This window comes from Parabacteroides johnsonii DSM 18315 (assembly GCF_025151045.1).
Classification (GTDB): Bacteria; Bacteroidota; Bacteroidia; order Bacteroidales; family Tannerellaceae; genus Parabacteroides; species Parabacteroides johnsonii.
The window spans coordinates 3,358,975-3,375,208 of the sequence record NZ_CP102285.1; the positions used below are offsets into that span (position 1 = coordinate 3,358,975).

The following is a 16,234-nucleotide window of genomic DNA, read 5'->3' on the forward strand; positions in this document are numbered from 1 at the left end:
CAATCAGATTATGCGGCTTTTGACATAGCCTTCTTTTTGCAATATTTCCAGCACTTTAGGACGCAGGTCGCCCTGTACGATGATTTCTCCATCTTTGGCCGAGCCGCCGACACCGCATTTCACTTTCAAGAACTTCCCAAGTGCTTCCAGATCGCTGGTCGTTCCCTGGAAGCCGGTTACCAATGTCACGGCCTTGCCGCCCCGGTTCCGCTTATCCAAAGCGATGCGCAACTGCTGCTTCTCTTTCGGAAGCGTTTCTTCTTCCTCTTCGTTTCCTGTATTATATTGAAAATCCGGGTTCGTAGAATACATGACTCCCAGACGGTCCTTCCAGTCGTTACTCTTCATATTTCATTCCATCTTTATGGGGTCAAATCTACAAATTAACGGCGGGAAAAACAAGATGAGTGGTTAATTTCACTTTGTTCCATACAAGGAGAATTTCAGTTTCATGCAAGGGGAACTTTTGTTTCATGCCGGTGAAAATAAATTTTCCCTTGCATGAAAATAAATTTTCACCCAAGGGAAACACCTGAAAATATTTGAGAGAAAGAACTGGAAGAGGAAGGCTATTTCTGTATCAGTACCGTTGCATACGCAGCTATTCCTTCCTGCCGTCCGGTAAAGCCTAACTTCTCGGTTGTTGTCGCCTTGATGGAGATATCTTCTACATCCACCTGGAGGACATCGGCCATCACCCGTTTCATTTCGGGGATATGAGGATTCAGCTTCGGACGTTCGGCAGCGACAGTCGCATCTATATTACCCAATGTATATCCGGCATCACGAAGCAGTTCCATCGTATCGAACAACAGGATCTTGCTGTCAATGTCCTTATATTCTCCTGCCGTATCGGGGAAATGATAACCGATATCACGCATATTGGCGGCCCCCAACAAAGCGTCGCAGATAGCATGAATCAAGACATCTGCATCGCTGTGCCCTTGCAAGCCCATCGTATGCTCTATTTTCACTCCGCCCAGCCATAAATCTCGTTCCGGAACCAGTGCATGCACATCATATCCAAACCCAACCCGTACTTTCATCACTTTCAATTTTTAACTTTCAACTTTCATCTGAACAAGTTCTTAATTCCATCCATATCAAAAGACAGGGAGAAACGAAGTGTCTGGTCCAACGGGTTCTGTGGAACCGTACTGATCAGATAAGCGGCATCCAGCTGGAACACGCTCATACGGAAACCGGCACCTACAGAAAAGTACTTACGGTTACCGACATTCGCATTCTCGTAAAAATAACCGCCGCGAACAAAAAATTGTTCATTATAACTATACTCGGCTCCGACCGAAACCATGATCTCTTTCAGCAAGCCGTTAGGTGAATCGGTAAAAGACTTCAACATACCGGAAATACTCGACCACGACTTATAGTCATCCTCACGCGCTTGAAAGTCGGCATCAGTCTCTCCATCTTTCTTTTGCGGAGCATACGGAACCATGTATTTGTTCAGGTCCAAATAAACACCGATCTGGTTGTAGTCGTCGATCGGATAAAGCAGCCCTGTTCCCAAAGTCAACTTGGCCGGAAGGTACTGATTCCTATTTCCCCCGTCATACGAGATCTTACTCCCGATATTGGACAGGTTGAAACCAAAGCTCCACAATGCCTCGGCATTGCCCATCAGCACATACTTTTCCAGGTAACCGGAGATATCGGCTGCAAAAGCATTGCCCGCATTGCTCTCTTCATTCTGGTCTGTTCCCATATCCGAACGGATGTAACGCAAGGTTACCGCCATCGAATAGGACTCGGACAATTTACGGCTGTAAGCCACGTCGAACGCCATCTCATACGGGTTCAAACCATAGGGAACATCCCCGATATTCTCCCATATATTTACTTCTCCTAATGAAAAATAACGCAAAGATGCGCTGATAGCCTGTAAATCACTATTTCCTAATTTGTAATAACCGGTCATGTTCACCAAAGCCACATCGTTGACCAATTTACGCAACCACGGAGTATAAGACAAACTGACTCCCGCCTTACTTCCCATAAAAGCATATTTGGCCGCATTCCAATACTGCGAATTGATGTCCGGCAAAGTTGCCGCTCCCATGTCTCCCATACCGCCTCCTCGTGCATCCGGAGCGATGTTCAGCGAAGGAACCGCCATTTGGAGCAAAGAAGGGTTCTCCACTTGTCCCCAAGTCGTCGCAACCGAAGCGAAGAAGTTAAGTATTATAACGAGTACACCGATTCTGAATTTACTTATCATATGTCTATTCTTAAATTATTTTCCGATTTACCTATCAACGAAGTACGGGCGGTTCACGAACCGCTCCTACTGCATTATAAACTGAATAATCCGAACTTTATTGTATGCTCAAATAAAATTCCTACTTTTGTCTTTTGAGTATGAAAGATATACAATCGACAGGCAAAGTTAAAGCATTATTTCTTCTGATGCGCCCCTCCCAGTGGGTAAAAAACATCATCTTGTTCCTTCCCATGTTTTTTGCACAGGAGATAGGGGACATAGACAGGTTATGGAATGTTGCCATCCTGTTTACCGGTTTCTGTCTGCTTACCAGCGGCGTATACGTTTTCAACGATTTGATGGACGCGGGTGAAGACCGCCTGCATCCGGTCAAACGATTCCGGCCGATTGCCTCCCGGAAGGTTTCGCCGATGGTAGCCTTTGTCTTCCTATTTTTGCTATATGGGACGAGTGCATTATGTTTCAGTTTCATGCATACAAGTAACAACCAGATCTGGTTGTTGTCAGGAGGATATATCCTCCTGAATTTAGCATATACGCTTTATCTCAAACAGATACAGATCATAGATGCCATGATTGTCGCCTGCGGTTTCATCATCCGGCTTGAAGCGGGAGCTGTCGCCGGGGAGATAGAACTTTCGCACTGGCTGATTATCATGACATTCATCCTCTCCCTGTTTCTCGCCTTTGCCAAACGCCGGGATGATTTGCGTAATTTCATGGAGACCGGACAGATTTCACGTAAGAATATTACCGGATATACGATCGACTACCTGAACGTGATCCTGTCGTTTCTCTCTTCCATCATAGCCGTGACTTACATATTATATACGCTTTCGCCCGAAGTAACGTCGAGGAGCAGCGAATACTTGTATGCTACGGTCCCTTTCGTACTGGCAGGCATCATGCGCTACCTGCAAATCATCTTGGTGGAAAAGAGTAACTGCAATCCGACCGATATCCTGTTGCAGGACCGTACTTTGCAACTGACAGTGGCCGGCTGGTTTATCGTATTCGCTTTACTGATTTATTGATATGGCAATCGCAATATTCGACTTCGACGGTACTATCATCTCCCGCGACTCACTGCCGGATTTCCTGATTCAGGCTTGTGGACGGAAAGCTTTCCTTCTGCGACTTCCCTGGATTATCCTGCTGAAAGGAGCAGCTTTAACAGGCATTCTTTCCACACACCGGGCCAAAGAACTTGTGATCTCCTCTTTCCTGCAAGGGATGAAGACAGAGGATTTTCATCAGGCTTGCCTCAAATATGCCTCCCGCATACCGGCTTTCGTCTATCCTGCGGCCCTGAAAGAGATACGGAGGCATCAGGAAGAAGGCAACAAGATCGCCATCATCAGCGCGTCCGTGCCAGACTGGATACGTCCCTGGGCACAAACAATAGGAATCCGGCTCGTAGAAGGGACCGGACTGGAAATCAGGGGACAGATTTTGACCGGTCGGTTTTCCACGCCCAACTGTAAAGGGAGCGAGAAGGTACGCAGGCTCCGTCAGCTATATCCGGATTTCTCCTCCGAGACGCTGCATGTATATGGTGACAGTTCCGGTGACAAAGAACTGCTTGCCCTTGCAGATGTTCCCCATTATAAACCATTCAACAATAAATAAACATATATATGATGCCATCCTGCCTGTCTATTCTGTTTCGCGCTCTCCGGATCGAGTGGAGAGAGACTAAGCGCACGTTATTTCCACCGACCCTGATAGAAACCGGACTTTTCCTTTTCTTCCTCATTCTTTACGGGTATATCGGGTACCGGATGCTCTTTCATACGGAACTGATAGATGTGCCCAACGGGGGAGCAGGAAGTTACTTGGGGTATGACAATCTATTCCATCTCCACACGCGCGGAGGAGCGTTTGACATCAGCCATCCCTTCTTCGGTATTTTTCATTTGTTGAAAACCTTGTTGATAATCCTGTTGACAACCCTGTTCAAAGAGAAAACTTCCGGTATTATTTGCCTGATGCTGATGAACCTGTTGATAACCGGCGGACTGGTCCTGATTTATCGTTACCTGAAACAGATTGTCCAGATTTCTTCCAGGCGGGCATTATTGCTGACAGGGTTCACGGGATGCTTCTTCACAACCGTTGTCCTATCATTCACCACAGAATCTTATCCGTTCTCCTTTTTCCTGCTCGTCTTCTCACTATTAATGCTTTCCAGGGAATACAAGCTGACCGGATATATAAAAGGACGGACTATTCTCTTCCTCTCTTTCCTCTGTGGAGGAATAACAATCACCAACGCTGCCAAACCGGCAATGGCCCTATTCCTGAATAAAGCACCGTTCTGGCGTAAAATACGGACGGGGATCAAAGTAATGTTGCCATTTGTCATTTGCGTAGCTGTCATCATGGGCTTTTATACCCTCAAAGCGAAATTGTTCAACCCGGAAGGTCCGTCTCCTATCGAAACGACCGGGCAACTCGGACAGTATTTTATCCATGACGAGACATTCGGTAAACAAGCATTGGTCGATTTCTGGGGCAACACGATCATAAGCACGCCTCTCACACAACAGTTAGTCGGAAAAGAGGTCGTATTACGGCCCAGCGAATACCTGCACAGTTGGAACAATGCCGTAATCATGTTTCTGTTGTTCTTAGTCACAGCCTCGGCTTTGCTCAACCTGAAAAACAAATATGTACAACTGTTGCTTATGTACCTGAGTATCGATTTCGTGATCCACTTTATCATCCGCTACGGGATGAACGAAGCGATCTTGTTCGGCGGACATTGGATGTTTGCAGTCCCGATCCTGCTGGGCTGGCTATACACGCGATTGCCGGTCCGCATGTACCGGATACTGGACTGGATCATTATCGGTTTCTTTGTTCTGACTGCAACGATAAACACGATGGAGTTCATGCGCTCCTTCCTATTCGCCTAAAATGATGAACTTCCTTGCTTTTGTCGCGTCTTTGGAATTATCGGTGCTGATGGCTGCCCGGTAGATATAGACACCGGGGCGCATACGGGCGCCCCCACATGTCAGATCCCAGGAAACTGTATAGTTTTCGAACAGGCCAGACGTTCCGCTTTCTTCATGTTTCCAAAGCTGGCGTCCTGCCAGATCATAGACCATGATACCCACCCGCATACGGCTTTCGGGACGGTTGTGCATAAGATGGAAGGTCACCTGCTCGCGGGCGATACCCGGCGTTGCGATCACATCGAACAGGAACGGTTTCAATCCCTCAACCACCTCGAAGGTGAATGTCCGCACGGTCGAGTTATTCTGGATATCCCATACCCAGAACTCCGCTGTATGTTTGCCCGGCTCAAGTGCCGGGATCGGAAACTTCACGATACCAGCCCCCTCTTCGCCCGGAAGCAGTTCGTAATAACTGTTCAGGTTATAACTCAGGACAGTCGATTCGTCTATTACCAGCATCATGTCATGCCCGACACTGCTTCCCGTGATATTCACTCCACTCTTATCCCATAATTCGGCAACAAAATAGGGAGTCGTGTTCACCTGACCGCCATCTACAAATGTCGTATCATTCAGGTAAAGGGCACGGATTTCCGGACCGATCGTATCGGTTTCCGCCGTGTCGGAAGTTCCTCCGACAATAAAATTGTCGAAATTACCTTGTGCCTCATGACCATTTTCCGTATCAACGGCATACAGGTTCATTTTCCCTTGCAAATTGGAATAGGAAATATCCTTCGGAACCGTAAAAGTAAAGCTGAACTTTCCGTTGCGCACGGAGTCATTCCCTATAAAAATCGTATTCGGATAGTCGGTGAAGGTGAAAGCCGGAGTGTCATCTTTATTGCTGTTCTTCAAGCAAGTGACAGTCACCTTGCTATCTTTTACAGTCGGGTTTACTATACCAGTAAAATCAGTTACCAACTGTCCGGAAGCATCCAACACCTCTCCTTCGACAGTAATCTTTTCCAAAGCTTTGAAAGAGATTGAATTTTCATCTACCGCTTGTCCATTTACGGTCGTCACTTTCATTCCAAATTCTGGATAAGCCATTTTTACAGCAGGGTCTCCGATCAAACAGAAACCAAGTTTGTAAACGGACGACAAAGTATTTTTCGTTGCTTGCATCACTTCTCCCAGCGTACGACGACGCCCATTATTTCTTTCAAACAAATTACGGATAACATTGTCGTTGATCGGGAAATTAGGTCTGGAATAAGCGACACGGACAGTCGTAAACAGCGCAATGCCTCCACTGCTTTTATTCAGAAAGACATCTTCTCCGGCAGACGTATTCAAGTCATCGAATCGCGTAAAATCGCAGGTAGCCGTCACCCATACCGGCAGATGAGTATAAGTAAACTGGTTGATATCTGTTTGTGTCAACACTTTCTCATCGCTTAAAGCCGTTGTCCCTCCATGTCCGGTATAATTAAACAATAGAAGTCCGTCTTTTAGAAGTTTTTGCAAGCCACTCCTTACATCCGGATAAGTTCCTGCTGCCATGTCTTTTTTATAGGCATCATAATACAGCTTATTCACCAAAAACTCAGGATGTTCACTTTCGACATAACCTGCCAGCTGATCAGCAAACTCCATATGCTCAGTCATAAATCCATCCGTATTGCTACCATCATCAGCCATAAAACACAGATTGTTTTTCCACGACCCTGTATTTTTATTTTCCATATAAGAGATTACCTTATCCACCATCTGAGTCGCCTGCTCCACAGTCCTGATAGGAAAACGTCCGATCCCCAGACATAGCTTTTTATTTTGAAGGGATTTCTTATTATCCGCATCATCCAGAAATCCGAAATAGTCATCAATCACATACGATTGACTACTTAATGAGTTTTCCGTCTGATACGTCAATAACATATTGCTCATATCCACCGATTTCCAGGCGGAAGTCAATTTACGGTTGTCAAACGAGCCATCGCCGAACAGTAGTAAATATTTAGGAGCATCAGCTTCCGAAGTCTGCCGGTCGTAGAACATCTTCATAAAACGGCGATAAGCAGTTGCATCCGGTGTACCGCTGGAAAACTCGTTATAAATTGATTCTGGCGTCACCACTCGGACCGTCAGGTTATCCTTTGTCCGATGCGCTTCCGCCAAACGTTCCGCTTGCGTGGTGAAATTAGGCTGGGCAATAATGATCATATCTTGCTGTGGCAAAGCATGCAGGTTCTGATTCGTTACCTCGCCGACCGTCACGGGAGCTTTGATCTGCGAAGGTTTTACAGCGACAAACTCCCTCAAGGAAGTGGAAGCAGGAATCGAAAAAGACAACTCTGTCCCGTTCAGAGACGTTTCCATCTGTTGCGGATTTACACCGTCGGTCACATCAAAAACCAGCGTACCGGCATCGGCTCCCTGAATCACAAAACGGGAAGCATTGCCTCTTGCCGAGAGGCTGCGGAAGAATGTATAAGGATCATATACTTTCAATTGCCTCTTCATCTGAAGGCGGAAATAGTTCAAGTGTACATTCTTATGTCCGGTCGTGCTGTATCCTATATTAACCTTCACAGTCTCACCTTTATCAGCAGTCCAAGCTCTTTCGCGATACAGTTCCCGTGCCACTTCGTATTCATCCGACGGAACAGACACAGAACCGGAGATTACAGAATTTCCATCGACATTCATCGTGATCGTTCCGTTGCCCCGGGAGATAAAAGACAGGGTAGCTTTTCCCTCGTCATCCGTAATGCCCGGAACCGATATCGTGAAATCACGAGATAAAGTAGAAGTAAACGATTCTCCATACAGTTCACGCCCGGAACTGTTCACCGATACCAACTCTTCCTCGTGCAGGACATAGTCATCGAAAGTCGTCACTTGCAGGGTGGCTCCATCGGCGGATACAGCCTTTTCCATCGTGCGTCCGGCCGTTTCTTTCTCGGTCACGAAATAATATCCGTAATTGGAATAGGGATTATTGGTGTGGATAAAAGACTTATCAGAAGAAGAATATTCCCATTTACGTGGTCCCTTCCCATAAAATAGCAGATAGTCCGCATTTCTCCACACGGCTACTTCTGGAACATCATCAATATAAGTAGTAGAGAAATCTTCATCCAAAGGCCAGCCTCCATAACCATAGACAGCGACTTTGTCCAGATTGGAAAAGCCCATCTTCTTCAGATCGGTAGCCGTCAGTTTGTAAATACCATCTTCCGCCACCTGTATCTTCACCCATTTCCCAGAGCTCAATACCGACTCGGAGGCATATCGGCTACCATCCGCCCAAGCAGAAGCGAGCAGACCGAATACAAACAGCAAGGCACATAAGATTCTCTTCATACGTTCTTTTTCCGTGTTATCTCACAAAGAAATCCAGCAGCTTCTGCTCGCCGATATATCCCTGCAAGTGGTCGTCTATCTTGACCGGCCCCACGCCTACCGGGGTTCCGGTATAGATCAGATCGCCTATCTTCAACGTAAAGAAACGGCTCACATAGGCAATGATCTTGTCGACCGGGAAAAGCATATCCTGTGTATTTCCCTCCTGGACGGTCTTTCCGTTAATATCCAGATGGAAAGGGAGGCGGTTCACATCTCCCACACGTTCCAGCGGGACGAATGTCCCAAGAACAGCCGAATTATCGAACGCCTTGCTGATTTCCCAGGGCAGACCTTGCGCACGCAGCTTGTTTTGCAAATCGCGAGCTGTAAAATCAATCCCTACCGTCACCTCGTTATAGTAACGATGGGCGAAACGTTCGGCAATGTTTTTTCCCAGCCGGTCTATCTTCACGACGATCTCCGTTTCGTAATGGATCTCCGAAGAGAAATCAGGAATGAAGAACGGTTTGCCGTCCTTCAGCAACGAAGAGTCAGACTTCATAAAGATAGTAGGCTCCGATAATTCTAACGAATGATGCAGCTCTTTATTGTGGGCAGCATAATTCATTCCTACGGCTATTATTTTCATATGTCAGTGATTGATTGAATTCAAGCGGTTGAACATCACGGCAAGGTGGGCATACATAGAGGTATTTTGCACCACGATATCTTCCGGCACACGGATACGGAACGGGGTAAAGTTCCACAAAGCCTTGATCCCTCCGGCGATAATCAGTTCGGTCACTTCCTGCGCCTTATCGACAGGGACGGTAATCACTCCGATCGTCGCTCCGTATTCCTTCTGCTTGGCAGGAAAATCATCCATGTGGTAGACCGGTATTCCGTTGATCTCAGTTCCGGCAAGTTCGCGACGGACATCGAAGCCTCCTACAATCTCCAATCCATATTGTTTCAGACCGGAATCCTGTAACAAGGCGGCTCCCAAGCTACCGACACCGAACAGGAATGCTTTATGCTGCGCCGTAAAACCCAAGAAATCTTCCAACACGTCCACCAGCGTACCGATCTCATAGCCGACACGTGTCTTCCCTGAAATATTCACAAAGGAGAGGTCTTTCGCCACCTGACTGGGGTCCACATTAATTTCTTTGGCAATCTGAGTAGATGATACGAAAGTCTCTCCTCTTCCTTTCATCAGTTTCAAAAAGGCAAGATACCACGGCAACCTCCTAAGAGTCGGCTCAGGTACTTTCCAGATTTGTTTCATTTCATCGTTAGCCATTGTTCAATCTTTATTAATGTAGCTCACAAAAGTACAATTTTTTTCTTTGGGAATAGAAAAATGGAATACGCTCTTTTCATAAAGCCGTTTTCAATCTTTATAAAATTGAATCGGGAGGTACATTCTTCTAGTCTCATTAAATATGTCTAAGTTATAGTGTCTCGCACACAATAAGCAGAGACATAATGATATTTTACACAGATTAATATTTCATTATGGAAGAATTCATCAAGTTCTGCTCTTCCACAAAAAAAGATGACAACGCCTCGCTATCATCTTCCATTATTTTACAAATGGATAAATTTTCAATATCCAAGTATCGGGTTCTTTCCTCCATTGTTGCTAATAAATATTTCTGCGGTTTTCTTCATTCTGGCCACTCTTTCAGCAACCATTTTCTTTTCTTCAGGAGTTAATCTGCCATCTTTGATCCGCCGAAACTCCCGCCGAAAATTTTCAACTTCCGTCTTTGTCATCTTAGGATTTGGAACTGCCTGTATCATAACTCTTAGCCTTTTTGTGTATTATTATACAACAAATGTAGTAATAAAAAATGAAACAGGTTCATCCTAATCTCTAAAACATGCAGGGCCAATGCTTTTTAACAAAAAAGCCTCCCCGATATTGCTACCGGAGAGGCTTCATTTTGTGTCTACCTTTTCTCTTCACAGAGATAATGGCAGATGAACTTTTTTAATTTTTTACTTTAGTATTAATATTACCGCCTGTTCACCCGTCACGGGATAATTAGCTTGAAAGCTGCACGGTAAAATTTAGAATTATTTGATTTATAAAATCTTATTCTTTTTCAGAGCAGAGATACGATTGTTCGTATCCCTACCTGATAATGAATTTTCTATTATTATTTAACGATAGCCTTAACAGCTTCTTCACCTTCAACAGCTACTACAACTACACCCTGAGGAGCAGCGATTGTAACGTCGCTTGAAGTGATAACTGTGTTAGCTACTGTCTGACCTAAGATGTTAGTTACAACTACTTTCTTACCAGCAGCATTAGCAACACGTACAGCACCCTGCTGAGCGATTACTGTTACTTCTGATGTTGCGATTTCTTCGTTGTCTGTTGCCAGATCATTTTCTGAACCTACTTCGATATTGAAGATAAGAGCGTTGTCACCACCGGTCTTTGCATTTTCAAACTTAGATGTAGCAGCATCAGACAATACTAAGCAACCATTCTGGCTCTTCAACCATGCTGCCTTAGACGGAGCAATATCTGCATCTCCTCTATTAGATTCGATCAAGAAACGACGAGCATCTTCATCAACTGCAGCTGCAGCTTCCGGATTTGTATAACGGAATGACCAAGTGTAATTATGATGAGCGTCTGTATGTTTTGCTTTCAAGTCGATAATATTGAACTCATTGTTTGTTGCCTTGTAGTTAGCACGAATAGCAGCAGTATCCAACTTGCTTGCTTCCATATTTTCGAAGCCGTTTGTCAAGATATACAGGCTGTCACCAATATGCAAACCTTTCACGAAACCAACGCGAGTATATTCACCGAATTTATATAATTCGTCAGCATTCTTTGCACTCAATGAGTCAGCGAAGCTAACCATATATTTAGCGACAGTGAAACCAGCTTTAGAAGGAGTTGCATGAACGCAATGTGCAGCATCTGTCGGATCACCGTTAGCATCAACATGGTTGTCACCTTCCTGACATTCTTTACCCGGAACCGGATCAACAACTACTCTGTCAACATAGATGAAATACTGCGGTTTCTGTTCGTGACCTGCTGTACCTTTCACTACAACTGTATCTACATAGAATGATAAGCCAGTAGCCTTATCAGCACGTTCGATACCTGCATAGTTAACAACTTCATCCTGGAACTTTTTATTATTTTCGTCCATCAGGTATTCACCACGATAGAATTCTTTGAACTTCAAGATCTTCGTTGCATCTTCCTGTCCTTCAACAGCACCTTCCAGTTCTGTATTGAAACGACGATACAGAGGAGCATCGTTCGGAACTACTGCAAATGCAGAAGTACGAGTTTCTTCCAATACCTGATTTCTCAAAATTACACTCAGATCCTGATCGGCAGAACCCATCTTAGTAGAATCAGTTGTTTCTGTTACATTAATAAATGCATAATACGGCTGTGCAGCTTCTTTAGATGCCGGTTTGTAGAAGTTATTTTCTTTCAGATAGAACTTCTGAGCTTCAGCTTTATTATAAGTCATTCTGTAACGGTTTTCACTATCGATTGCAATATAACGGTTGCCATTGACAGTCTTAACATACGGAGTGTAGATCACACGTGTCAGTTGTTTCAAACCGGCTACATACGGAGTTGTGAAACCATAATTTGCTTCTGTAGATTCTTCATCCATGTAGAATGCATACTTACCGTCTTTCACGTTCAAAACAGAATCTTCCATCATACCGATGAATTTGTCATCTGCATAAGCGTGCAAGTAATTGAAGTTATATGTCATAACGTCCAACTCAGCATCGTCTAAGTTCAAATAACCTAATTCTTTGTCCGCAATAATAGTAGGAGCGACAGCTTCAATAATCAAAGAATCTTTTCCTCCAGCGATTTCATTAGCGAAGAAATAAGTAGCACCTGCATCCTTACGCAACTGGATATCTTTTGCAACATTTTCGAACTCACGGTTAGTGAGAGCCATGCGAGAAATTTCTTTCAGTCCGGAAGATAATGTGTCACGCTGTACGGCAACCCACTGATAAGCCGGCATACGCAAAGCATCTTGAGCATCTGTCTCAATTGTCACCCATTCAGCAGCATTCCAAGATGTTGCTTTCTTCGTATTGTAGATAGGAACTGCCAAATACTGGCCCTTCGTGTTCTTAATCACGTAAACACCATTGTTAATGGATTTGCGGTTCGTTGTACCTTCACCCAAAGTGAATCTAATATTAGCTGGCTTAGGTGTACTCATATCTGCGTCACCCAAAGTAATTTCGCTAATAGAAGTCAGTTTATTCAAAACTACTGTATTTGCATTCGTAACAGGTGTACCGCCCCAGAATGTAACCTTACCATCTTTCGTTACTGCAGTTGTCTGTTTTGTGTTATATTCAAAAACCTTGATGGCGATACTATCTTGAGAAGCAAAATATTCAAAAGTGAACAACGCAGCATGGTTGTTACGCCCCGGCTTAACTTTATTCAAATAGTTGTTACCTTGCCATTCAGCGCTTTTGATAGAATCTTTTGTAAACTTAATGCAGTTCTGATTGTTTAGATACATTCCATTGATGTAAGCTGTATCCGCCATTAAATAAACATCATTAAAAGGATCATCCTTTTTAGCATCATTATCAATAACTTGAAGGAACATACCTGTAAAGGTATTAGCTGTTCCGTTATTGAAATTTGACTGTTCCACATAAATTTTAGAATTTGCTTCATCTGTAGCAGCAGCAGGTTCCCATGCACGCAGTGTATTATCCGTAAAGATATTACCCAATGTACTATTTCCATTCGTACCCACCTTCAACTCCGGAGTTGAAGACAGTTTGAAAGATTTACCTTCCGGATCTGTTCCCAATTTGGTATTCAAATCTTTTGCAGATAATGTAACACCACCTGCATAAGCGGGAGCAACTCTTAGATGAATACCATTCCATGTAGAACGATTTGCATGGGCTTTAACCAAATAAACATCTTCAGAATTTGCATAGTTATTCGTAGTAGCAGCAGGTGTAGCACCCGTCACCAATGCAACAATAGAGTCTTTAGCAAAATGAGACACCAAGCCACTTGTTCCGAAAGGACTACCTTGTGTCTCTACAAAATCCTTCCATTTCCAAGTAGAAACAGAACCAGACATTTCTACATAAGAACTGTTTGATGTAGAGTAAGTTGTACCTTCCGAAAACAGTGTTGCTTTTTTCGGATCAACCTGTAAAGGTATACCTGTCGCCTTATTTACAAATGTAAAATCAGGGCTGGAAGCACTACCGTTAGGATAAGAATACTGAATCTCCCATAAAGTAGAGTTCAGGTCTGTGACAGAAGTTGCTGTTTTTAATTTCAGAGTGTAACCCTCTCCTTGAGGAACCATAACGAGGATTTTACTACCATCTGCATTACTTAATTGATAAGCTTTTTCGGTTTCGATCTTCGTCACTGTTCTGCTCGCATTTGTGATATTTGCAGCAAAAGCAGATGAGAACGCAGCCGAAGCCATACAAGCCACTACAAGAGTAGAAAACTTTTTGTTCATAATCTAATAATTTAATTAATAATACTATATATAATGAAATTCAGTTCTATAAGTCCCTTCTTGGGATCATCCTATAAAATGACTAATGAAAACGTACGTTTTTTTTAGTCATTTTTGGGGAGGGTTTAAATGGTTTGTGATAAAAAGGTGGTTTTTCGTACTTACTAAGCTATCTGATTGATAAGAAAGAATATAGAAAAAGAAAAATCTTTGAGGAAAGAATTGCAGGTTCAAAAAGTATATGTATTTTTGTAGCTGAAAAATGACTAAAAAAAACGTACGTTTTCATTAGTCATTTTTCATACCCCGAATATAATTCTATAAATCAACATTTTACATTCGATTTTATACTTATTTTGCCCCTAAAAAAGCCACTTTACGCGTACATTATATAAATCAGCACATTACTATCAATCAATCTATTACGAAAATCGCAAAAGTACCAAAATACGCCTTTTTGCAGAAAACCGCCCAAAACAGCCCTTTTTACCCCCTTTCCAAGACAGCTATTTCCCTCAAAGCACAGGTCGTCATTGTTTCAGTCTTCTACTTTTTGGTATCAATGACCAAAATCGAAAAGCCTGTAGCCGAAACTTAGGTTTCACTAGTTCCAAGGCGCGAAACAAAAGTTTCATCCGGGGAAACTTTTGTTCCATCAGCATGAAACTAAAGTTTCAAGGGGAGGGACTATCTGAAACTTTAGTTTCAAACATAATTCAGATTTGAAACTTCTGGAAATTCACTTACAAACCATTGCTGATTCCAAGCAGATACGACCCATCTACATATCGCTTGTTCTATCATAAATCTCATACTCTTTATCTTTTTGTAAGGGGTGTGTCAAAATCCCCTTGTCCCCGCGCTTGACGCGGGGCCGCAAAAGAGCAAGCCTTATCAATCAGATGTTTATATGACTGGCTTTAATGCGATCCCGCGTCAAGCGCGGGAACAGGATAGTTTTGACACATTTACATTTGCAGTATTAAATATCACAATAAAATATAAGTGTATATTTGAAAAGAAGAGTTGCAGTGAACTAACTTTGACACTAGTCTTAAATGACTATGAGCTGAATCAGACTGCAACTCTCTTAATAGGAGAACCTAGCCAGTTAGAATTGTAGGCTCACGACCTAATAAATGTATTAGCTGTTTCTCCTTCATGTTTAATACTGTAAAATACAAAATTATGAATTATTCTCATTTTGTAGGTCTTGATGTAGGAAAAAAAACTTTCGATGCATCATTAATGTCTGCGGCCGAAAAAGAGTTGTCTCACAAGTCTTTTGATAACACTCCAGAAGGGATCCAATCTTTATTGGATTGGATAGCAGGTTATCATCTCTCTTTATCTAAACTCTTGTTCTGTGCTGAAAACATGGGAAGCTATGTCACAGAGTTATCTGTTTCCAGTGTCTCCATGGGATTTCCCCTGGCTTTGGTTTGCCCGTTGACCATCAAGAAGTCCATAGACTTGCAACGAGGCAAAAATGACCGCATTGACGCCAAAAGGATAGCGAACTATGCGGTATTACATTATCGAAAACTAGAGTTATACAAATTACCTAACAAAGACTTGGTGAGACTGCGGGGATGGATTATTATACGTGACAATTTGGTTAAGCAAAAAGTATCAAACATAAAGTTATTGGAAACATTCTCCCAGATGGCTAAGTTGGCTGATGTGGCAGAATCCATTTCTTTTTTGGAAGAGCAGCTCAAGTCGATAAAAGAAAAGATCCTGGAAGTGGAAGAGGATATGGAGCAACTAATAGCCGCCAGTACATCGCTTTACACAAATTACTTGCTATTAAGAAGTATAAAAGGAATAGGAATTATCAATGCCATTGTATTACTGTGTGTTACTGACAATTTTCAAAGATTTGACAACCCGAGGAAATTTGCCTGCTATTGTGGGGTTGCCCCATTTGAACATACTTCAGGTATTTCCATACGGGGAAAAACGCAGACTTCTTCATTGGCTAACAAAGAAGTAAAAGTATACCTTACCCGAGCAGCTATTACTGCCACATCTTGGGATCCGCAGATGGAAGCATATTATAAAAGGAAAATAGCGGAGGGGAAACATAAAGCATCTGTAATCAATGCTGTAAGAGCCAAAATCATAGCAAGATCTTTTGCTGTGATACGAAGGCAGACTCCATTTGTAACATTAGCCGTATAATAAAAAGATCCTTAACTTTGAAA

At 43.2% G+C, this 16,234-nt stretch carries 12 protein-coding genes; 4 read left to right on the top strand and 8 right to left on the bottom strand.

Annotated elements, in window-relative coordinates:
• Positions 1-3 precede the first annotated feature (3 nt).
• From NQ564_RS14075 to porV, 3 genes are all read right to left on the bottom strand, one after another.
• Positions 4-348 carry a translation initiation factor gene (locus NQ564_RS14075; RefSeq protein ID WP_008146220.1) on the bottom strand — a complete coding sequence of 115 codons (345 nt, stop codon included), beginning with the start codon at positions 346-348 and terminating at the stop codon, positions 4-6.
• Positions 349-569: 221 nt separating this feature from the next.
• Complete coding sequence (ispF, locus tag NQ564_RS14080) at positions 570-1,046, bottom strand: 2-C-methyl-D-erythritol 2,4-cyclodiphosphate synthase (protein WP_005634408.1); 477 nt, start codon at positions 1,044-1,046, stop codon at positions 570-572.
• Positions 1,047-1,072: 26 nt separating this feature from the next.
• Positions 1,073-2,239: a type IX secretion system outer membrane channel protein PorV gene (gene porV / locus NQ564_RS14085; protein WP_008146225.1), complete on the bottom strand. Its 1,167-nt coding sequence runs from the start codon at positions 2,237-2,239 to the stop codon at positions 1,073-1,075.
• Positions 2,240-2,379: 140 nt separating this feature from the next.
• Here porV and NQ564_RS14090 point away from each other — a divergent pair, with 140 nt between their 5' ends.
• Genes NQ564_RS14090 through NQ564_RS14100 form a run of 3 tightly spaced genes read left to right on the top strand, consistent with a single transcriptional unit; the run spans position 2,380 to position 5,160 of the window.
• Complete coding sequence (locus NQ564_RS14090; RefSeq protein ID WP_008146228.1) at positions 2,380-3,276, top strand: decaprenyl-phosphate phosphoribosyltransferase; 897 nt, start codon at positions 2,380-2,382, stop codon at positions 3,274-3,276.
• A gap of 1 nt (position 3,277) precedes the next feature.
• A complete protein-coding gene (locus NQ564_RS14095; RefSeq protein ID WP_008146230.1) occupies positions 3,278-3,871 on the top strand; it encodes an HAD-IB family hydrolase in 594 nt (197 codons plus the stop codon).
• A gap of 8 nt (positions 3,872-3,879) precedes the next feature.
• Positions 3,880-5,160, top strand: coding sequence for a DUF6080 domain-containing protein (locus NQ564_RS14100; protein WP_008146232.1), 1,281 nt, complete (start codon positions 3,880-3,882; stop codon positions 5,158-5,160).
• Here NQ564_RS14100 and porU read toward each other — a convergent pair.
• From porU to NQ564_RS14125, 5 genes are all read right to left on the bottom strand, one after another.
• A complete protein-coding gene (gene porU, locus NQ564_RS14105; RefSeq protein ID WP_008146234.1) occupies positions 5,149-8,514 on the bottom strand; it encodes a type IX secretion system sortase PorU in 3,366 nt (1,121 codons plus the stop codon). The genes NQ564_RS14100 and porU overlap by 12 nt on opposite strands.
• A 16-nt stretch (positions 8,515-8,530) precedes the next feature.
• A complete protein-coding gene (locus NQ564_RS14110; RefSeq protein ID WP_008146236.1) occupies positions 8,531-9,145 on the bottom strand; it encodes a fumarylacetoacetate hydrolase family protein in 615 nt (204 codons plus the stop codon).
• 3 nt (positions 9,146-9,148) lie between these two features.
• The gene (locus tag NQ564_RS14115) at positions 9,149-9,799 is read right to left on the bottom strand and encodes a redox-sensing transcriptional repressor Rex (protein ID WP_008146238.1); all 651 of its coding nucleotides are present in this window, start codon (positions 9,797-9,799) and stop codon (positions 9,149-9,151) included.
• A 305-nt stretch (positions 9,800-10,104) separates the two neighbouring features.
• Positions 10,105-10,302: a hypothetical protein gene (locus NQ564_RS14120; RefSeq protein WP_008146240.1), complete on the bottom strand. Its 198-nt coding sequence runs from the start codon at positions 10,300-10,302 to the stop codon at positions 10,105-10,107.
• Between the two features lie 359 nt (positions 10,303-10,661).
• On the bottom strand, positions 10,662-14,027 hold the full coding sequence (locus NQ564_RS14125) for a DUF6383 domain-containing protein (protein WP_008146241.1): 3,366 nt from the start codon (positions 14,025-14,027) through the stop codon (positions 10,662-10,664).
• A 1,188-nt stretch (positions 14,028-15,215) separates the two neighbouring features.
• On the opposite strand from NQ564_RS14125, the gene NQ564_RS14130 reads away from it, so the two are divergent.
• Positions 15,216-16,211: an IS110 family RNA-guided transposase gene (locus tag NQ564_RS14130; RefSeq protein ID WP_227963163.1), complete on the top strand. Its 996-nt coding sequence runs from the start codon at positions 15,216-15,218 to the stop codon at positions 16,209-16,211.
• Positions 16,212-16,234: the final 23 nt, after the last annotated feature.